This is a genomic window from Cupriavidus sp. 05L310, from assembly GCF_056398185.1.
In genome coordinates this window covers 1-19,940 of the sequence record NZ_JBFTOX010000053.1, presented here as the reverse complement: position 1 = coordinate 19,940, position 19,940 = coordinate 1, and the positions used below count along the sequence as shown (strand labels likewise).

The following is a 19,940-nucleotide window of genomic DNA, read 5'->3' as shown; positions in this document are numbered from 1 at the left end:
AACTATGCGTTCCAACGTACACCAGGGCCATGTGGCCCGCAAACGATTCGGACAGAACTTCCTGGTCGATGACGGCATCATCCATGGCATCGTCAGTGCCATCGACCCGCAGCATGGCGATGTCCTGGTCGAGATCGGCCCCGGTCTCGGCGCGCTGACCCAGCCGCTGCTGGAGCGCCTGCCGCAGATGCAGGTGGTCGAGCTCGACCGCGACCTGGTGGAGCGCCTGCGGCGCCGCTACGGCGATCGCCTGGTGATCCACGCGGGCGATGCGCTGGCCTTCGATTTCGGCAAGCTGTGCGAAGCCGGCAGGCCGCTGCGCATCGTCGGCAACCTGCCGTACAACATCTCCAGCCCGCTGCTGTTCCATCTGGCCGAGTTCGCCGACCAGGTGCGCGACCAGCATTTCATGCTGCAAAAGGAAGTGGTCGAGCGCATGGTGGCCGAGCCCGGCAGCAAGGCTTTCGGGCGGCTGTCGATCATGCTCCAGGTGCGCTATCACATGGAGCATGTGCTCGACGTGCCGCCGGCGTCGTTCAATCCGCCGCCGAAGGTCGACTCCGCCGTGGTGCGCATGATTCCCTGGCCGCGGCAAGCCGACGGCCTGTTGCGCTCGCCTTATCCCGCCTGCAACCTGACGGTGCTGGGCGATGTGGTGGCCGCGGCTTTCTCCCAGCGGCGCAAGGTCCTGCGCAATACGCTGTCGATGCTGCGCGACCAGGTCGATTTCGACGCGCTTGGCTTCGACCTGGCCCGGCGCGCGGAGGAAGTTCCCGTCGCCGAATACGTTGGGCTGGCACGGCAACTCGAGGCCACGCCCTGATGATGCGCGCGCCCATGCCCCATTGGTGGCGCTGCTGAAGGCAGCGGCACGTCGTCATCCCCCGATCCCGACTCTAGCCGCCGCAGCCCGGTCGGCAGGCCTGTGCCCCCGCCGACCGGTGCCCGCGGCGCTTCTCTTACCGAAGGAAATGCCATGACTAGCGAAACGCAGGCGCCCCAGCGCAAGGTCATCCTCACCGGCGACCGCCCCACCGGCCAGCTTCACCTTGGCCACTACGTTGGCTCGCTCAAGAGCCGCGTGGCACTGCAGGACACCCACAAGCAATATCTGCTGCTGGCCGACACCCAGGCCATGACCGACAACGCGCACGATCCGGAAAAGGTGCGGCGCAACGTGCTGGAGGTGGCGCTCGACTACCTGGCGGTCGGCATCGACCCGGCCAAGACCACCATCACGGTGCAGTCGCACCTGCCGGCGCTGGCCGAACTCACCCTGATGTACCTGAACTTCGTCACGGTGGCCCGGCTGGAGCGCAATCCCACCATCAAGGAAGAGATCCAGGCACGCGGCTTCGGACGCGATATTCCCGCTGGCTTCCTGTGCTACCCGGCCTCGCAAGCGGCCGACATCACCGGCTTCAAGGCCCAGGTGGTGCCGGTGGGCGAGGACCAGGCGCCGCTGATCGAGCAGACCAACGAGATCGTGCGCCGCATCAACCACCAGGTTGGCCGCGAGGTCCTGCCCGAAGCCGCCGCGCTGATCCCGCGCTTCGGCCGCCTGCCCGGCGTCGACGGCAAGGCCAAGATGAGCAAGTCGCAAGGCAATGCGATCCCGCTCGCGGCCACGCCTGAGCAGATCAAGGAAGCGGTCATGCGCATGTACACCGATCCCAACCACCTCAAGGTGTCGGATCCGGGGCAGGTCGAGGGCAATATGGTGTTCACCTACCTCGATGCGTTCGACGAGGCGGTCGATGAAGTGGCCGAACTGAAGGAACACTATCGGCGCGGCGGACTGGGCGATATGGTGCTCAAGCGCCGGCTGGAGGGCGTGCTGCAGGCACTGCTGGCGCCGATCCGCGAGCGCCGCGAGGCACTGGCAAAGGATCCGCAGCACGTGTTCGATATCCTGAAGCAGGGCACGGAGCAGGCCCGCGTCGTTACCCAGGCGACGCTGGACGAAGTGCGCGAGGCGCTCGGCATGTTCAGCTTCTAACCCCGGCGCATCCGCGCGGGCGTAGCAAAAGAGCCGGCGCATGCCGGCTCTTTTGCATCTTTTGCGTCTATTGCGCGGTAAGCCGGGTGCGTTCGCTCAGGCCCGCCGGTTGACCAGCACGATGCCGGCCAGCACCAGCACCGCCGCCACGGCAAACCGCATGCCCACGGCATCGTGCATCAGCACCACGCCGAATGCCACACCGAACAGCGGCGTCAGGAACGAAAACACCGATAAGCGCGAAGCCAGATATTGGCGCAGCAACCAGAACCACGCCAGGTAGCTGGCAAAGGCTATCAGCACCGACTGGTAGAACAGGCTCGCCAGCACCAGGCCGTCAACCCGCGCATGCAGGTGCTGGCCGGCGGCAAGCGCCATGGCCAGCAGCATCACCGCCGACACGGCCAGTTGATAGAGCAGCGTCTTGCTGGCCGGCGCCGATGCCAGCCGGCTGGCACGTACCACCACCGTGGTGGCTGCCCACAGGAATCCGGCAAGGATGCCCAGCGCATCGCCCAGCAGCGTGCTGCCGCCATGCGCGGCAGGCGCGGCGATGCCATCGGCAAAAGCCAGCGCCATGCCGCAGAAGGCCAGCCCCACGCCAACCCACTGCCCGCGCCGCAGCCGTTCCCCGGCGACGGTCATGTGCAGCCCGAGCGCGGTGAAGATCGGCGCGGTATAGAGGAACACCGCCATGCGCGAAGCGCTGGTGTGGCCAAGGCCAACGAAGATGCAGAAGAACTCTGCGCCGAACAACAGGCCGGCCAGCAACCCCGCGCCCAGCGTGCCATCGCGCTGCCACAGCGGCGTGCGGCGCCAGGCAGCGAAGCCGAACACCAGCAAGGCCGCCACCGCTGAGCGCACGCCAGCCTGGAGCACCGCGCCCATCGACGGCGCTGTCACTTTGATCACCACTTGCTGCAACCCCCATGCCAGGCAGAGCACGACCATCAGGGTGATGGCCATGCCGTCGAGCGGGCGCCGGGTGAGCGGTTGGGCGCTCACTTCAGGGGCGGCTGGCGTCGCGCGTGGAATTGCGCTCGATCAGTTCGATCTTGTAGCCGTCCGGGTCTTCGACGAAGGCGATCACGGTGGTGCCGCCCTTGACCGGGCCGGCCTCGCGCACGACATTGCCGCCGGCGGCGCGGATGCGCTCGCAGGTGGCCGCCGCGTTGTCGGTCTCCAGCGCGATATGGCCGTAGGCGGTGCCCATTTCGTACTTGTCGACGCCGTAGTTATAGGTCAGCTCAAGCACGGCCGTTTCGGATTCCGGGCCGTAGCCGACGAAGGCGAGGCGGTACTTGTATTCGGTGTTGTCGCTTTCGCGCAGCAGTTGCATGCCGAGGATGCGGGTGTAGAAGTCGATCGAGCGTTGCAGGTCGCCGACGCGGAGCATGGTATGGAGGAGTCGCATTTTGGGAGAGATATGATTTTTCTTGAATGGGGCGGATATTCTAAACGGGATGCGCAAGGCGGGTATGCCGCTGGCGCTGATCGCCATTTTTCCGTTTGAAATCAAGGGTCTGATACTCGCATTGCAGGGTTGCGGCCGGCACCTTGCCACGCGCCTGGCGGAGTGCCAGGCCAGGAGGCCGGGCTCAGAACGTCGGCAGCAATTCCGGCGGATGCGCCCTCAATTGCGCCCGGGCATCCCGGAATTCCGGAAAGATCGATGCCACCGTATCCCAGAACCTGGGGCTATGGTTCATCTCCTTGAGATGCGCCAGCTCATGCGCGGCCACGTAGTCGATCATCGACAAGGGAAAATGCATCAGCCGCCAGTTCATCCGGATCTTGCCGTCGGCGGTGCAGCTGCCCCAGCGCGTCGCGGCCGATGTCAGCGCAAACGCGCTGTGCCGCACGCCGAGCTTGTCGGCGTAGATATCGAGCCGCTGCGCCAGCAGCCGCTTGGCCTGGTGCTGAAGCCACCCTTGCACGCGATCCTTGATCTGCTGCTCATCGGCATGCACAGGCAGCGCAAGATGAAGAATGCGGCTGTCGGCGTCGAACACCAGTACGCCGGTGGGCGATTCGAGTTTCAGCGTGATGGGCTTGCCCAGAAAGGGCAGGCTCGCGCCTTCGCGCCATTGCACGGTGGGCAGCACGCGCCGGGCTTCGCGATGCTGCCATTCCCCCAGCTTGTTGAAGATCCAGCGCTGTTTTTCGAAGATGGCGGACTCGATGTCGGCCAGCGTCACCCAACGCGGCGCCGTGATGGACAGGCCGCGGTCGTCCACGGTGAAACCGATGGTACGGCGCGACGAGCGCTTGAGCGTGTAGTGCACGCCGCGTTCGCCCACCAGCAGCCGCCGCGCATTGGGCTGCGGCTGTGGCCAAGGTTGCGAGGCGGGCGGGACCGGTTGCGCAGGCGTAACCCCCGGTGCCATGCCCGGTGCCATGTCGGCGCCGGCCAGGGCGTCTGACAGCGGCAGCTCCATCTGGGAGCCGGGGGCATCGGGGGACGGGCGCAGCAATTTCATGCGGGCGTTTTGCTCCGGTAGCTCTCGCCATCGATTCTACGCATATCTCGTTCGATCCACGCCTCAACCTCTTGGTTGACCTGGTCCGCGGTCTTGTTGGCCGAGGAAATCGGCGCGCCGACAGAGACCGTGATCATCCCGGGATATTTCAGGAACGAGTTGCGCGGCCACAGCCGCCCGGAGTTGACGGCCATCGGAATCACCCACGCGCCCGTTTCCACCGCGAGGCGGGCGCCGCCGCTCTTGTAGCGGGTCTTCTCCAGGCCGGATGGCGTGCGCGTACCCTCCGGGAACATGATGATCCAGGCGCCTTCAGACAGCCGCTCCTTGCCCTGCCGCACGGCGGAGGCGAAGGCGCGCGTGCCTTCCTTGCGGTTGATATGCACCATCTTGAGCATGCCCAGCGCCCAGCCGAAGAAGGGCACCATCAGCAGTTCGCGCTTGAACACGAAGCACATCGGCTTGGGCAGCGTGGCCAGGTAGGCGACCGTCTCCCACGCCGACTGGTGCTTGGACAGCACCACGACCGGCTTGTCGAGCATGCCGTCGAAATGCTCGCGGCCTTCGTAGCGGTAGCGAATGCCGCAAATCACGGCGGCCGCGGCGGTGACCATCCGCGGCCAGCCGCGCACGAAGCGGTAGCGGCGGTCGGCATTCATGAAGGGAAAGACAATGAAGCACGCGCAGGCATACGGCGGCGTCACTACCAGAAGGAACAACGCGAACAGCAAGGAGCGGAGGAAAATCATCGGTGCGGGAATTGGGTTCAGGAACCGGCCTGGCGCGGAGCGCCATCGCCGGTGAGCAGCCAGCGCGCGAAAGCGCGCAGGTCGTCGTGGATCAGCGTGCCGGGCGGCAGGCCGCCCTTTTTCTCGGTCTTGGCGCCTTTGCCGGTCAGCACCAGGTGCGGGGCGCAACCCACCGCCAGCCCCGCCTCGAGATCGCGCAGCGAGTCGCCTACCAGCGGCACGCCCTTGAGCTCTACGCCAAAGCGTTCGGCCAGCTGCTCAAGCATCCCGGCCTTGGGCTTGCGGCAATCGCAGCCGTCCGCCGCCGTATGCGGGCAGAAGAAGACCGCGTCGACGCGTCCGCCGAGATTGGCCAGCGCCTTGTGCATTTTCTCGTGCATGGCGTTGAGCGCGCTCATCTCGAACAGGCCGCGGCCGATGCCGGACTGGTTGCTGGCGATCACCACGCGATAGCCGGCCTGATTGAGCGCGGCGATCGCTTCCAGGCTGCCATCGATGGGGATCCATTCGTCGGGCGTCTTGATGAACTGGTCGCTGTCGAGGTTGATGACCCCGTCGCGATCGAGCACGACAAGCTTGGGCGGTGTCTGCGGCATGATGGCCTTCCGTTATGGTGCCCGGCCGCTCAGGCGGCCAGCTTGGAGATGTCGGCCACGCGATTGGCCAGCACGTGCAGCGAGGCCAGCAGCGCCAGCCGGTTGGCACGCAGTTGCGCGTCTTCGGCCATCACCATGACGTCGGTGAAGAACTGGTCGACCGCCGCGCGCAGCTGCGCGAGGTCGCGCAGCGCGGTGGCGAAGTCGCCGTTGGCGAAGGCGGCGTCCACCTGCGGGCGCACGCTTTCCACCGCCTTGTGCAGCGCGCTCTCGGCGGCTTCCTGCAGCAGCGCCGGCTGCACGGTGCCAATGGGGTCGGTGTTCTTGCGCAGGATGTTGGTGATGCGCTTGTTGGCCGCGGCCAGCGCTTCGGCTTCGGGCAGCGCGGCAAAGGTGCGCACCGCTTCCAGGCGGGCCAGGATGTCGTCCAGGCGCTGCGGGCGCAGGCTCACCACGGCTTCCACCTCGTTGGTGGTGTAGCCCTTGTCCTTCAGGTAGCCGCGCAGGCGGTCGTACAGGAAGTCGGCGATCGCGGCTTGCGCGGGCTTGACCGCGGCGATGCCGGCGAAGGCCTGCTGGGTGAGCTCCAGCAGTGCGTCGATCGACAGCGGCAGCGGCGTCTCGACCAGCATGCGCAGGATGCCGAGCGCGTGGCGCCGCAGTGCGAACGGATCCTTCTCGCCGGTGGGCGACAGGCCGATGCCCCAGATGCCGACCAGCGTCTCCAATTTGTCGGCCAGCGCGACAGCCAGGCTCACCGGGCCGGCGGGCAGGGCGTCGCCGGCAAAACGCGGGCGATAGTGCTCGGAGCAGGCCAGCGCCACGGATTCGGCTTCGTCGTCGTGACGCGCGTAGTAGGTGCCCATGGTGCCCTGCAGCTCCGGGAACTCGCCGACCATGTCGGTCAGCAGGTCGGCCTTGGCAAGTTCGGCGCCGCGCATGGCGGCCGCTTTTTCCACGGCAATGCCGGCGGCGCCCATCGCGTCGGCGATGTGGCCGGCGATCTGCTGCAGGCGCTGCACGCGGTCGAGCTGCGAGCCGATCTTGTTGTGGTAGACCACATTGGCCAGTTGCGGCACGCGCGAGGCCAGGGTCTTCTTGCGGTCCTGGTCGAAGAAGAACTTGGCGTCGGCCAGGCGCGGGCGCACCACGCGCTCATTGCCGCTGATGATGGATTCCGGCGTGTCCGTGGCCAGGTTGGAAACCACCAGGAAGCGGTTGCGCAGGTGGCCTTCGGCATCGGTCAGCGCGAAGTACTTCTGGTTGGTCTGCATGGTCAGGATCAGGCATTCCTGCGGCACTTCGAGGAAGACCTCCTCGAAATGGCAAGGATAGACCACCGGCCATTCCACCAGCGAATTGACTTCGTCGAGCAGGGCATCGGGCATGACGACCTGGTCGGCGCCGGCCTGCTCCAGCAGCGCGTTGCGAATGCGTTCACGGCGCTCGGTGTAGCTGGCCAGCACGCGGCCTTGCGATTCCAGCACGGCGGCATAGTCGCCGGCCCGGGCAATCTCGATCTCGCCGCCAGACAGGAAGCGGTGGCCCTGGGTGGTCCTGCCGGCCTGGAGCCCCAATGCACTGACCGGCACCACTTCGGTGCCGAGAAGGGCCACCAGACGGTGCGCGGGGCGCACGAAATGCACGGTGCTGCCGTCCGGACGCTGGTAGCTCATCACCTTGGGGATGGGCAGCCTGGCGATGGTGTCGTCCAGTGCCGCCTGCAGGCCGGCAACCAGTTCGGCGCCGCGCGCGGTGTAGCGGTAGAAGAAGGCGTCGGCCTTGCCGTCGGAGGCGCGCTCCAGGGTTTGCCAGTCGATCGCTTCGACGCCCACCGATTTGGCCAGCGCGGCCAGCTTCTTGGCCAGCGGCGCCGTCGGCTCGCCGTTGGCGTCCAGCGCCACCGTCAGCGGCAGCACTTTTTCGCGCTGCTCGCGGTCTGGCGCGCTGCGGCGCACGCCGGTGACTTGCGCGGCCAGCCGGCGCGGCGTGGCGAAAGAGGTGACGGCGGCGCCGTCATCCAGCAGGCCACGCTCGGACAGGCCGGCGAACAGGCCCTGCGCGAAGGCGTCGCCCAGGCGCGCCAGCGCCTTGGGCGGCAGCTCTTCGGTGAACAGCTCGATCAGCAGCGTATCGTTCGAATCGGTCAGGGTTTGCGACATGAATCGTTTCCAACAAGTTGTGGCACGCGCTGCGCCTTAGCAGCGCGGTGCAATAGTAGGTTCTACGCCGGACAACAGCCACAGGCCGTTTTGCTGGCGGAATTGCAGCGTGGTCGCTACGCACTGGCTGTCCGTGCTGCCGCCGCTGCTTGCGCTGCTGCCGCGGGTGCCGGGGGCGGGACGCGGTGCGAAGAAGCGGGCATCGAGCCGGCGCAGGCGCTTGTCGTAGCGGATCTCGTCGATGCGGCCGCTTACCCAGAAATCGATCTTGGGCGGCAGCTGCGCGGCCGAGTAGTACGTCTTGATCTGGCGGCGTACCCGGCCGTTCACTGTCTCGGTCTCGGTCCACGTGAGCGGGTAACGGATCGCGCTTTCATAGGCGCGCAGCGGCACGCGGTGCCAGCCCAGATCCCTGGAGCCCGACAGGTCGCACGAGAACGTGCGCACCAGCTGGGTCCACTGGTCCAGCGAGTTGTTCGGGCCGAAGGCGCCGTGCCAGTGCCGGTCGATGGCCTGCTGCAGTGCCTGCGGATTGGCTTCGCAGACATTGGACAGGTCGGCCGGCAGGTACAGCGCCTGCGGGCTCGGCACGGGCGCCGAGGCCTGGGCGGCGCCGGACGCTCCCAGGGCCAGCATCGCCAGGGCAGCGCATCCGCGCAGCGCGCCGCGCGCCGCGCGGGTCATGCGGCGGCCTCGCGTTCGCACATCGGAAAGCCGAGCGACTCGCGCGAGTCATAGTAGGCCTGGGCCACCAGCCGCGACAGGTTGCGGATGCGGCCGATATAGGCCGCGCGCTCGGTGACCGAGATCGCGCCGCGTGCGTCCAGCAGGTTGAAGGTGTGGGCGGCCTTGAGCAGTTGCTCGTAGGCGGGCAGCGGCAGGCGTTTGGCGGCGTCGGCCGGCGCGGCCTGCCCGGCATCCTGCTTCGCCTCGGCGGCGCCCATCAGGCGCTTGGCTTCCGCTTCGTGTTCGGCGAAGTGGCGGAACAGGATCTCGGTATTGCTTTGCTCGAAGTTGTAGGTGGATTGCTCCACTTCGTTCTGGTGATAGACGTCGCCATAGGTCAGGCGGCGCGTCTTGCCGTTTTCTTCCCACTCGGTCCACACCAGGTCATAGATGTTCTCGACCTTCTGCAGGTACATCGCCAGGCGCTCGATGCCGTAGGTGATCTCGCCGGTGATGGGCTTGCAGTCGATGCCGCCCACTTGCTGGAAATAGGTGAACTGCGTCACTTCCATGCCGTTGAGCCAGACTTCCCAGCCCAGGCCCCATGCGCCCAGCGTGGGATTTTCCCAGTCGTCCTCGACGAAGCGGATGTCGTTCTGCTTCAGGTCCAGGCCCAGCGCTTCCAGCGAGCCGAGGTACAGCTCGAGGATGTTCTCGGGCGCGGGCTTGAGCACGACCTGGTACTGGTAATAGTGCTGCAGGCGGTTGGGGTTCTCGCCATAGCGCCCGTCCTTGGGGCGGCGCGACGGCTGCACATAGGCGGCGCGCCACGGCTCCGGCCCGATCGCGCGCAGGAAGGTATGCACGTGCGAGGTGCCGGCGCCGACCTCCAGATCGATGGGTTGCAAGAGTGCGCAGCCCTGCCGGTCCCAGTAGGCCTGCAGGGTGAGGATCATTTGTTGGAAGGTCAGCATAAGCGAAGACTAGTAAGGGCCTGCACACAGGCCAGCAAGCAAGCAAGGGCGGGCGCCGGGCGGCAAAGTTGCCACGGCGCCTCACGAAGATCGTGCCAAACCCTGAATTCTATCGGTTTTTTTCAGGCTGCCCGCCATCGGCACGACCCTTGCATGAGTCACGACATCCAATCCCGCCCGCGGGGCTGGCATGTGGTGTCGGCGTTTTGCAACGAATCGGGTAAACACCGAAGCCCTCTAAAGCTCTGCCGGATACTGGCCGTTAGTGTTTTTGTATACAGTATTAAGCAGAGCTGTGCATAACAGCCGAAACCGTCCGAATCAATTCATCAGGGGGACACCGGTCATGTCGCTACTTTCTCGGAAGCCTTATCTCGTCGCCATCGCAGTGATGATAGCCGCCGCCTTGCTGTCGGCAGTGGCTGGCGTGGCAGCCTGACACGCCTGCTGGGCTGTCTGCGGCCCGGCCGCCGTCAGCGTTGCTGGCGGCGGCGCCAGGCCGCCAGGGCCAGCACCAGCAGGCAGGCTGCCAGCGCCGGACTATTTCCCCAGCGCACATATGGGGTGAAACCCTGTGTGCCCTGCACATTGGCGGTGAGCGTGCCGACCGTGAAGGTCGGCAAGCGCGCGGCCACCACGCCGTCCGGCGTCACCACGGCAGTCATCCCGGTATTGGTCGAACGCAGCATCGGCCGGCGCATCTCCAGCGCGCGCATGCGCGAGATCTGCAGATGCTGGTCCAGCGCAATGGTGTCGCCGAACCAGGCCAGGTTGGTCACATTGACCAGGATATTGGCCGGCACCGGCTGGCTGCGCAGCGTCTCGGCGATTTCCTCGCCGAACAGATCCTCGTAGCAGATATTGGGTGCCACCATGATGCCGCGCACCGGCAGCGGGGCCTGGTCCAGTCCGCCGCGGCGGAAGTCCCCGAGCGGCATCTTCATCATGTCCACGAACCAGTGGAAACCCAAGGGAATGAACTCGCCGAACGGCACCAGGTGGTGCTTGTTGTAGCGATACAGCCGTTCGGTCAGCGGACCCAGGCCGAAGACGCTGTTGGTGAAATCGACCGGCGAATCCGCGCCGGCGGCGCCAAACAGCACGGTGGTGCCGCTGGCCACGGTGAAGTCGCGCACCGCGATGGCGATGTCGACGGGCAGGTCCTGCAGGATCACCGGGAAGGCGGTCTCGGGCGTGACCACGAGATCGGCCGGGGCGGCCGTGATCAGGTCGCGGTATAGCTCGATGGAGCGCTGCACGCCGGCCGGTTCGAACTTGATGTCCTGTGCCACATTGCCCTGCAGCAGCCGCACGGCAATGGGCTTGCCGGCCGGGGTAGTCCAGGCGACCGGCACCAGCGCGGCGCCGCCCAGCGGCAGCGCCACGGCTCCCGCCAGCGCGAGCGCGCCGGTGCGCTTGCCGCCCGGGCCGGCGCTGCCGAAGCCGCGCACCGCTGCCACCAGCAATGCAGCCACAGTTGCCGCCAGCGCGCCGATGCCGTAGACCCCGATCAGCGGCGCGAAGCCGGCCAGCGGACCATCGGTATGGGCGTAGCCGCTCGACAGCCAGGGAAAACCGGTGAACATTACGCCGCGCAGCCATTCGGACAGCCCCCAGGCCGCGCCGAAGGCGAGCGGCGCCAGCAGCGTCACGGAGGCCGCGCGCGTCCGGCGCGCCATCAGCCAGTGCCATGTCGCGGCGGCCAGCGCCGGAAAGAGCGCGATGAAGCCGGCAAGCAGCAGCACGGCAAGCAGCGCCATCCAGGCTGGCATCTCGCCATAGACGTGCATGCTGATATAGAGCCACCACACGCCGGAGAGGAACCAGCCCAGGCCAAAGGCGTAGCCGGTCGCGGCCGCGCCGCGGGTGCGGGGCGCATCGGCGACCAGCGCCACCAGCCCAGCCAGCGACAGCAATTGCAGCCACCACCAGGTATGGGGCGCGTAGGCCTGGGTATGGGCGACGCCCAGGATGGCGGCCAGCAACAGTCGGGGCAGGCTCACGCCGCGCGCGTTGTCGCGCCCGGCGCTGGCGGCGCCGGGCCATGCCTGGAGCAAGCGCTTCATGCGCCGTCCACTTCGGGCGGGTTGAGCGGGGCCTCGCGGCGCACCAGCAGCAGGTGCGCCTGGCGGGCATCGGCGCGCAGGACTTCGAAGCGCATCGGGGGCAGTATCACCACTTCGCCGCGATGCGGCACGTGGCCAAGGTGGTTGCTCAGCAAGCCGCCCACGGTGTCGACGTCGTGATCGGAGAAGTGCGTGCCGAAGGTTTCGTTGAACTGCTCGATCTCGGTCAGGCCATGCACGCGCCAGCCGCCATCGGGCAGTTGCACGATCTTGTCATGATCCTCGTCAAGGTCGAACTCGTCCTCGATGTCGCCCACGATCTGTTCCAGCACGTCCTCGATGGTGACCAGGCCGGCGACGCCGCCATACTCGTCCACCACCATCGCGATGTGGTTGCGGTTGATGCGGAAGTCGCGCAACAGGATATTGAGGCGCTTGGACTCGGGGATGAATACAGCCGGGCGCAGGGTCTCGCGCAGGTCGAACTCCTCGTCGGTGTAGTACCGCAAGAGGTCCTTGGCCAGCAGGATGCCGATGATGTTGTCGCGGCTGCCTTCGTAGACAGGAAAGCGCGAGTGCGCCGTCTGCCGCATGAAGGGGATGAAGCTCTCCGGCGCGTCGGCGATATTGACGGTGTCCATCTGGCCGCGCGGCACCATGATGTCGCGCGCGGTGAGTTCGGAAACCTGGAACACGCCCTCGATCATGGAGAGGGAGTCGGCGTCGATCAGGTTGCGCGCATGCGCATCCTGAAGCACCTCGAGCAATTCAGCGCGGGTATCGGGCTCGGGGGAGATGAAATCCGAGAGCCGTTCGAGCAGGGATCGGGGACGGTCGGCTGACTTCGAACTGGGGTAAGGGTCGTTCATGGCGCGGCGAGCGCGGGGTGGATATCGGTTGAAGGATACACTAAAAGGGTTTGGGATCTGTGACGGGGGGGGTGGGGCGGGGTTTGAAACTGCGACTTCTGCGCTTCAACTGCTTAACTTCAAGGTCAAAAGCAACTGCAGTTTCACCACCCCTGCGGGGCGGCGACCTACTTTCTTGTCTTGCCAAGAAAGTAGGCAAAGAAGGCGCCCCATACGGCCTGGTACACCTTGACGGCACGCTTCGCATCGCGGGTGGGTGATTCCTGCCTTGGGGCGGGGATCACGGCTAAGCCTGTCTTCTAGACTTTGTTTTTGATGTTGCCGTCTGCCCGGTACGGGTCGGCGAAGCCTAGCGCTTGCAGCGTCTCCGTCTCGATGGCTTCCATTTCCTCCGCCTCGGCGTCCTCTTCGTGCTCATAGCCCTGCGCATGCAGCACGCCGTGCACGATCAGATGCGCATAGTGCGCCTCAAGCGGCTTCTTCTGCTCGCGCGCTTCCTGCTCCACCACCGGGCAGCACAGCACGATATCCCCGCTGACCGGATCGGACTCATGCTCGGCATAGGCAAACGTCAGGACATTGGTCGCGTAGTCCTTGCCGCGGTAGCTGCGGTTCAGGCTGCGGCCTTCTTCCTCGCCGACAAAGCGGATGGTCAGCGTGGCATCGGCGTACAGCGCCGACTTGGCCCAGGTCTGCACCTTGCGCTGCGTCGGCAGGCCGCGTCGTCCCTTGACACCCTCGCCGTACTGCAGCGCGAGTTCCAGCGACGGCGGCGTGGCGGGGGTGCCGGTGGTGGTGACCACGGGCGTGGCGGTGACGGCCACGGATAGCGCGTCATGGTTGTCCGGGCGCACCAGCAGGCCGGCCTGCTGGCGGTCGTCGGTGTGCTCGGCCAGCAGCGCGAGCACGCCATCGGCGGCTTGCGAGAGGTCCACGGTGATGCTGCGGCCGTCAGGCAGCTGCACGCGCACGGCGTGCGCCTGGGTCTTGCGCGCACGGCCGTCGGCGTCGAACAGGATCAGGCTGGCGGGGGAGGAGTTTGCGTTCACGATGTTGCGTTCGGTTAAGCGTCTCGGTGTTGAGCGTGATATTCGTCATAGGCATCGACGATGCGTGCCACCAGCGGATGGCGCACCACGTCGAGGCTGGTGAAGCGGGTCATGGCCACGCCGCGCACCTCGCGCAGCACATGCTGCGCTTCCACCAGGCCGCTCTTCTGGCCGCGCGGCAGGTCGATCTGGGTGGTGTCGCCGGTGATCACCGCCTTGGAGCCGAAGCCGATCCGGGTCAGGAACATCTTCATCTGCTCGGGCGTGGTGTTCTGTGCTTCGTCCAGGATGATGAAGGCGTGGTTCAGCGTGCGCCCGCGCATATAGGCCAGCGGCGCGATCTCGATCATCTGGCGCTCGAACATCTTCTGCGTGCGGTCGAAGCCGAGCAGATCGTACAGCGCGTCGTACAGCGGGCGCAGGTAGGGGTCGATCTTCTGCGCCAGGTCGCCGGGCAGGAAGCCCAGGCGCTCGCCGGCTTCCACCGCCGGGCGCGTCAGCACGATGCGCTTGACCGAGTCGCGTTCCAGGGCGTCCACCGCGCACGCCACGGCCAGGTAGGTCTTGCCGGTGCCGGCCGGGCCGATGCCCAGCGTGAGGTCATGCGAGAGCACATTGCGCAGGTAGTCGCGCTGCATTGGCGTGCGCCCGTGCAGGCCCGCGCGGCGCGTGTGAAGTACGGGCGATTCGTCCTCGAAGGCGTCGGCCTCGGCACCGCCGGCGCCGTCCGGCACATAGGCGCCGTGCGCGGCGACCTGGCGCGCTTCGACCAGGCCGAGCTGCACGTCGTCGATCGACAGCGCCGTGCGGGCCTGGTTATAGAAGCGCTCCAGCGCGGCGGCAGCGTCGCGCGCGTAGGCGCCGCGCACCGTCATGCGGTGGCCGCGGCGCAGGATGGTGACGTCGAGCGCCTGCTCGATCTGGCGCAGGTTCTCGTCAAGCGGCCCGCACAGGTTCTGCAGGCGGGTGTTGTCGTCCTTGGGGGCGACGAATTCGGCTGAGGGAATTTTCATCTGGGAACGAGTGGCGGCTTCTTGCGTCGCGCCCGCCGGCCACGGCCGGCAGGCGCAACCCGGCCTGGATTACTGGCGCACTACGATTTCGCCGCGCAGCGAGTGTGGGAAGGCTTCGGTGATGGCCACGTCCACCATCTCGCCGACCATGCGGTCGCGGCGGTCCTGGGGCACGCCCGGCAGCGCGAAATTCACCACGCGGTTGTTCTCGGTGCGGCCGTGCAGCTCGGTCGGGTCCTTGCGCGCCGGGCCTTCCACCAGGATGCGCTGCACCGAGCCGACCATGCCTTTGCTGATGCGCTGCACGTTTTCCTCGATGGTGGCCTGCAGGTGCTGCAGGCGCCGGAGCTTGACCTCGTGCGGCGTGTCGTCGGCCAGATTGGCCGCCGGCGTGCCGGGGCGCGGGCTGAAGATAAAGGAGAAGGAGGTGTCGTAGCCGATCTCCTCGATCATCGCCATCAGCTTGTCGAAGTCCGCCTCGGTCTCGCCGGGGAAGCCGATGATGAAGTCCGACGACAGCGACATGTCCGGGCGCAGCGCGCGCAGTTTGCGGATGATGCTCTTGTACTCCAGCACGCTGTAGCCGCGCTTCATGGCCATCAGGATGCGGTCGGACGCATGTTGCACCGGCAGGTGCAGGTGGTTGACCAGCTTCGGGCAGCGCTCGTACAGCTCGATCAGTCGCGGCGTGAATTCCTTCGGGTGGCTGGTGGTGTAGCGGATCCGCTCGATGCCGGGGATCTCGGCCACGTACTCGATCAGCAGCGCGAAGTCGGCGATTTCGCTGGTGTCGCCCATGGCGCCGCGGTACGCGTTGACGTTCTGCCCCAGCAGCGTGACTTCGCGCACGCCTTGCCCGGCCAGCCCGGCGACCTCGGCCAGCACGTCCTCGAACGGGCGCGAGACTTCCTCGCCGCGGGTGTAAGGCACCACGCAGTAGCTGCAGTACTTGGAGCAGCCTTCCATGATCGAGACAAAGGCGCTCGGGCCTTCGACCCGCGCCGGCGGCAGGTGGTCGAACTTCTCGATCTCGGGGAAGGAGATGTCCACTTGCGAATGGCCGGTCTGGCGGCTGCGGTCGATCATGGCGGGCAGGCGGTGCAGCGTCTGCGGGCCGAACACCACATCGACATAAGGCGCGCGCTTGACGATGGCGGCGCCTTCCTGGCTCGCCACGCAACCGCCCACGCCGATCACCAGATCGGGCTTGAGCGCCTTGAGCGCCTTCATGCGGCCGAGTTCGGAGAACACCTTCTCCTGCGCTTTTTCGCGCACCGAGCAGGTGTTGAAGAGGATCACGTCCGCATCTTCGGGGTTGTCTGTCTTTTCCAGGCCTTCGGCGGCGTGGAGCACGTCGACCATCTTGTCCGAGTCGTACTCGTTCATCTGACAGCCGTAGGTTTTGACGAAGACTTTTTTCATGGTGCCGATCTCAGTGGTTGACCTGGGGGCATCAGGGCTTTATGGGGACTCAACAAATCCGGGAGCCACGGCACGTTGCCGCGGCCCGGACGACGATCATTGCGCGGTTTTCTGTTCCTGCTCGCTCAGCACCCAGGCCGTCAGCAACTGGCCGTAGAGGTCGAGCTTGAACCGCACCGGCAGCTTCTGGCCGGCCACCGCCGCGATGGGCAGCAACTGGTTGTCGGTGCCGAACAGCCGCAGGCCGGGCGCCACGCCAACGGTCTTGCCGTCCAGCGTTGCCGATTGCGGTGCGCCGGGCGACGGCGCGGCGAGCACCAGCCGGGCTTTCGCCGCGTCGGCCGGGATCACCCGCAACGGCGCCTGCCCCTGTGCCGTTGCCGGCAGCAGAGCGGCGCACGTGGCGAGCGATGCGGCAAGCAGGGTCGCCCGCAGGAACAGGGCAGGGCGCGCGGCACGGTTGGCTGACATGGAGGCTCCGGCGAAAAACGGTTCGGGAAACGAAGGCGATGCGGGTTGTCCGCGGCAAGCGGCGCACCAGCCAAGTCTACGCGCACCGTGCCGCCGCGCCTGGCGCAGGCCGGGCAACCCGATATTCTACCCGGTCGCCCGCCGCCCGCGCTGGCCTAGAACAGTCCGGATGCTTCCTGCAGCACACGCCGCTTCGAGACCGTCCCCATCAGTTCGCGCCCGCCGTTATCGCGGATCACCGGGATGCGGTTGAGCGCGTGATGGGTGAACAGGCTCAATGCGTCGGGCAGGCGCGACTCGGGGGTGAGCGTGGGGAAGTCGCGTTCGCACAGCGTAAACAGGTCGGCATCCGGCTGCTCGCGCAGCGCGCGCTGCACGGCGTGGATCGACAGCGCGCCCAGCAGGCAGCCATTGGGCGCCACCATATACAGGTAGCGCGTGCCGGTCTCGGCGAACTTGTCGCTGGCCTGTTCCAGCGTCGCGTCCGGGCCGATCGTGGTGTCGGTGGGCTCGCACAGCCCGGCCAGCGTAAGCGCCCGCGCGCGGTCCGCCGCGGCCGAGGCTTGCGTACGCTCGGCCACCACGCTGTACAAGGACAAGGTCTGGCAGCGTGAGGCGGTGTAGTAGGCCGCCGCCGCGCCGATCATGCCGGGCAGCAGCAACGCCGGCGCCAGTGTCATCTCGAACACCATCAGCACTGACATCAGCGGCGCCTGGCTGGTGGCGGCCAGGAAGGCGCACATGCCCACCAGCGGCAGCAGCGGCGCGCCGCCGCCTCCCGGCACGGCGGGCGCCAGCAATTGCCCGAGCGCGGCACCCACGAACAGCGAAGGGGTGAACACCCCGCCCACCGCGCCCGAGCCCATGCTGAGCACGGTGGCCAGCAGCTTGGCCAGCAGCACGGCCGCCAGCGACACGCTCAGGGGATGCGCCATCAGGATCGACTGGATGGTGTAGTAGCCATTGCCTACCACCTCCGGCACCCAGATCGCCAGCACGCCCACCAGGGCGCCGCCCAGCGCCAGGCGCGGCACCATGCCGCCCGGCACGTGGGCGAAGGCGCCCTTGGCCAGGCTGGAGGCGCGCATGAAAAGGGCGCCCGCGACACCGGCCAGTACGCCCAGCAGCACAGCGGCGAGCAGCATCGGCGCGTGCAGCATGTCGGACGGCACATGCAGGCCCGGGTACAGCGGTTGCAGGCCGCCGTGCAGCTGGCTGACCACGGTGCCTGCCACCGAGGCCAGGAACAGCGGCATCAGCCGCTGCACCGCCACCGCGCCGAACACCACCTCGGCGACAAAGACCGCGGCCGACAGCGGCGTGTGATACACCGAGGCCAGCCCCGCGGCCGCGGCGCAGGCCGTGAGCATGCGCCTCAGGTTGGTGTCGCCATCGGGGCCGGCTCTGCCGCGCGCCGACGGGAACAGCGAGCCGCACAGCGCGGCGAGCTGGATCATCGCGCCCTCTTTACCGACCGAGCTGCCGGTGACGATGGAGCAGAACGACGACAGCGCGCGCAGCAATGTGATGCGTACCGGCAGCCGCCCCGTGCCGCTGGCGACTGCTTCCATATAGTCGGAAACGCCGGGCTGTGCCGCATTGAGCCTGGCCGCGGCGGTCAGCAGCAAGCCCGCGACCACGCCACCGAGGGTCGGGATCAGCACCCGCCAGGCCAGCGCCAGCCCGGCAAATACGGTGACGATATCCGCATGCGTGCCAAACATCACATAGCCGCTGGCGTCCAGCGCTTCCTTGAACAGGGTGGTGACGATGGCGGCGGCGATCCCTACCGGGATGGCTGTAAAGAGAGTGACTTCCTGGTCTTCGATGAACCTGAACCGCATCGTGACGTCATCCGGGGGGGAGGATGGAGCCGGGCCGGGCATGCCCGTGCCCGCGGGGGCACGGCCAGGCGGGACCAGGGCGTGGCTGGCCGCCATGATAGCGCAGCGCCACCCGGACCCATCGGGCCCATCGGGGCGCCTGGCGCGCGCGATAGCGCCAGGCTGGTACACTAGCGGCCTTTCCTCCTAAAGAAGCGGGGGCAGTCGCCTCGTTTCGCCGGTCGCTCTTTTCCGGTTTTCGGTTTTCTCACTCACGTCGCCCCCGCGATTGGCGCACCACATGCGCAAAGGGCGGCCGAAGCGTCAATTCATGTCTTTTTCCGATCTTGGCTTGTCCGACAAGCTTATGCGTGCCGTGGCCGAACAGGGCTATACCACGCCGACTCCGATTCAAGCGCAGGCGATTCCCGCCATCCTCAAGGGGGGCGACCTGCTTGCCGGCGCGCAGACCGGCACCGGCAAGACGGCCGGCTTCACGCTGCCGCTGCTGCAACTGCTGTCCGAATCCCCGGCTGCCCGCGAACCCGCGCGCGGACAGCGCCTGCCGGTGCGTGCGCTGGTCCTGACCCCCACCCGCGAACTGGCGGCCCAGGTCGAGGAAAGCGTCCGTAACTACGGCAAGTACCTCAAGCTGCGTTCGATGGTGATGTTCGGCGGCGTGGGCATCAATCCGCAGATCGAACAACTCAAGCGCGGTGTCGATATCGTGGTGGCCACGCCTGGCCGCCTGCTCGACCACCTGTCGCAACGCACCATCGACCTCTCGCACGTGGAAATGCTGGTGCTGGACGAAGCCGACCGCATGCTGGACATGGGCTTTATCCACGACATCCGCAAGATCCTCAACGTCCTGCCGCCGAAGCGCCAGAACCTGCTGTTCTCGGCCACCTTCTCCGACGAGATCCGTGGCCTGGCCGACCGTCTGCTCGACAATCCCGCTTCCATCGAAGTCGCGCGCCGCAACACCACGGCCGAGACCGTGGCGCAGCGCGTCTACCCGGTGGACCGTGAGCGCAAGCGCGAACTGCTGGCCCACCTGGTGCGCGAGAACGACTGGCACCAGGTGCTGGTGTTCACCCGCACCAAGCACGGCGCCAACCGCCTGGCCGAGCAGCTCGACAAGGAAGGCCTGTCGGCGCTGGCGATCCACGGCAACAAGAGCCAGTCGGCCCGCACACGCGCGCTGACCGAGTTCAAGGCCGGCACGCTGCGCCTGCTGGTGGCCACCGATATCGCCGCGCGCGGCATCGACATCGACCAGCTGCCGCACGTGGTCAACTACGACCTGCCCAACGTGCCCGAAGACTACGTGCACCGTATCGGCCGCACCGGCCGTGCCGGCGCCGAGGGCGAGGCGATCTCGCTGGTCTGCGTGGATGAAACCGCCTTGCTGCGCGACATCGAGCGGCTGATCAAGCGCCAGATCGAACAAACCATCCTGCCGGGCTTCGAGGTCGATCCGAGCATCCCGGCCGAGCCGATCCAGAAGGGCCGTCAGGCCCGCGGCCAGGGCCAGGGCAATGGCGGCGGCCGCGGCCGCGGCGCGCCTGCCGGCGGCGGCCAGCCGCGCGGCCGGGCAC

General features: G+C 67.0%; 18 protein-coding genes. 3 read left to right on the top strand and 15 right to left on the bottom strand.

Features of this window, described 5'->3' with window-relative positions; translation table 11 throughout:
* Window positions 1–4 precede the first annotated feature (4 nt).
* Together rsmA and trpS are read left to right on the top strand one after the other, a co-directional pair.
* Complete coding sequence (gene rsmA, locus AC1DS6_RS31200; RefSeq protein WP_441629119.1) at window positions 5–823, top strand: 16S rRNA (adenine(1518)-N(6)/adenine(1519)-N(6))-dimethyltransferase RsmA; 819 nt, start codon at window positions 5–7, stop codon at window positions 821–823.
* A 153-nt stretch (window positions 824–976) separates the two neighbouring features.
* The gene (gene trpS, locus AC1DS6_RS31195) at window positions 977–1,999 is read left to right on the top strand and encodes a tryptophan--tRNA ligase (RefSeq protein WP_441629117.1); all 1,023 of its coding nucleotides are present in this window, start codon (window positions 977–979) and stop codon (window positions 1,997–1,999) included.
* A 96-nt stretch (window positions 2,000–2,095) separates the two neighbouring features.
* On the opposite strand, the gene AC1DS6_RS31190 is transcribed toward trpS, so the two are convergent.
* The 15 genes from AC1DS6_RS31190 to AC1DS6_RS31120 form a co-directional block, all read right to left on the bottom strand.
* On the bottom strand, window positions 2,096–2,965 hold the full coding sequence (locus AC1DS6_RS31190) for a DMT family transporter (RefSeq protein ID WP_441629203.1): 870 nt from the start codon (window positions 2,963–2,965) through the stop codon (window positions 2,096–2,098).
* A 40-nt stretch (window positions 2,966–3,005) separates the two neighbouring features.
* Window positions 3,006–3,413: a lactoylglutathione lyase gene (gene gloA, locus AC1DS6_RS31185; protein ID WP_035868018.1), complete on the bottom strand. Its 408-nt coding sequence runs from the start codon at window positions 3,411–3,413 to the stop codon at window positions 3,006–3,008.
* Window positions 3,414–3,597: 184 nt separating this feature from the next.
* A complete protein-coding gene (locus tag AC1DS6_RS31180; RefSeq protein WP_477103872.1) occupies window positions 3,598–4,479 on the bottom strand; it encodes a M48 family metallopeptidase in 882 nt (293 codons plus the stop codon).
* Window positions 4,476–5,228 (bottom strand): lysophospholipid acyltransferase family protein, encoded by a 753-nt coding sequence (locus AC1DS6_RS31175; RefSeq protein WP_441629113.1) that lies wholly within the window; start codon window positions 5,226–5,228, stop codon window positions 4,476–4,478. The genes AC1DS6_RS31180 and AC1DS6_RS31175 overlap by 4 nt, the downstream gene beginning before the upstream one ends.
* 17 nt (window positions 5,229–5,245) lie before the next feature.
* Complete coding sequence (gmhB, locus tag AC1DS6_RS31170) at window positions 5,246–5,824, bottom strand: D-glycero-beta-D-manno-heptose 1,7-bisphosphate 7-phosphatase (protein WP_441629111.1); 579 nt, start codon at window positions 5,822–5,824, stop codon at window positions 5,246–5,248.
* Between the two features lie 29 nt (window positions 5,825–5,853).
* Window positions 5,854–7,986, bottom strand: a complete 2,133-nt coding sequence (glyS, locus tag AC1DS6_RS31165; protein WP_477103871.1) for a glycine--tRNA ligase subunit beta — start codon at window positions 7,984–7,986, stop codon at window positions 5,854–5,856.
* Window positions 7,987–8,022: 36 nt separating this feature from the next.
* The gene (locus AC1DS6_RS31160) at window positions 8,023–8,670 is read right to left on the bottom strand and encodes a hypothetical protein (RefSeq protein WP_441629107.1); all 648 of its coding nucleotides are present in this window, start codon (window positions 8,668–8,670) and stop codon (window positions 8,023–8,025) included.
* Complete coding sequence (gene glyQ / locus AC1DS6_RS31155) at window positions 8,667–9,626, bottom strand: glycine--tRNA ligase subunit alpha (protein WP_035868032.1); 960 nt, start codon at window positions 9,624–9,626, stop codon at window positions 8,667–8,669. Before glyQ ends, AC1DS6_RS31160 begins: the two co-directional genes overlap by 4 nt.
* 473 nt (window positions 9,627–10,099) lie before the next feature.
* Window positions 10,100–11,692 (bottom strand): apolipoprotein N-acyltransferase, encoded by a 1,593-nt coding sequence (gene lnt, locus AC1DS6_RS31150; protein WP_477103870.1) that lies wholly within the window; start codon window positions 11,690–11,692, stop codon window positions 10,100–10,102.
* On the bottom strand, window positions 11,689–12,561 hold the full coding sequence (locus AC1DS6_RS31145; protein WP_035868036.1) for an HlyC/CorC family transporter: 873 nt from the start codon (window positions 12,559–12,561) through the stop codon (window positions 11,689–11,691). Before AC1DS6_RS31145 ends, lnt begins: the two co-directional genes overlap by 4 nt.
* A gap of 299 nt (window positions 12,562–12,860) precedes the next feature.
* Window positions 12,861–13,610 carry an rRNA maturation RNase YbeY gene (gene ybeY, locus AC1DS6_RS31140; RefSeq protein WP_441637322.1) on the bottom strand — a complete coding sequence of 250 codons (750 nt, stop codon included), beginning with the start codon at window positions 13,608–13,610 and terminating at the stop codon, window positions 12,861–12,863.
* A gap of 14 nt (window positions 13,611–13,624) precedes the next feature.
* Window positions 13,625–14,623, bottom strand: coding sequence for a PhoH family protein (locus AC1DS6_RS31135; protein ID WP_477103869.1), 999 nt, complete (start codon window positions 14,621–14,623; stop codon window positions 13,625–13,627).
* A 69-nt stretch (window positions 14,624–14,692) separates the two neighbouring features.
* On the bottom strand, window positions 14,693–16,045 hold the full coding sequence (gene miaB / locus AC1DS6_RS31130; RefSeq protein WP_035868040.1) for a tRNA (N6-isopentenyl adenosine(37)-C2)-methylthiotransferase MiaB: 1,353 nt from the start codon (window positions 16,043–16,045) through the stop codon (window positions 14,693–14,695).
* A gap of 96 nt (window positions 16,046–16,141) precedes the next feature.
* The gene (locus AC1DS6_RS31125) at window positions 16,142–16,516 is read right to left on the bottom strand and encodes a hypothetical protein (protein ID WP_441637326.1); all 375 of its coding nucleotides are present in this window, start codon (window positions 16,514–16,516) and stop codon (window positions 16,142–16,144) included.
* Window positions 16,517–16,671: 155 nt separating this feature from the next.
* Complete coding sequence (locus AC1DS6_RS31120) at window positions 16,672–18,360, bottom strand: ClcB-like voltage-gated chloride channel protein (RefSeq protein WP_477103868.1); 1,689 nt, start codon at window positions 18,358–18,360, stop codon at window positions 16,672–16,674.
* 310 nt (window positions 18,361–18,670) lie between these two features.
* On the opposite strand from AC1DS6_RS31120, the gene AC1DS6_RS31115 reads away from it, so the two are divergent.
* Window positions 18,671–19,940, top strand: a 1,270-nt coding sequence (locus AC1DS6_RS31115; protein ID WP_477103867.1) for a DEAD/DEAH box helicase, incomplete at its 3' end; no start/stop codon positions are given.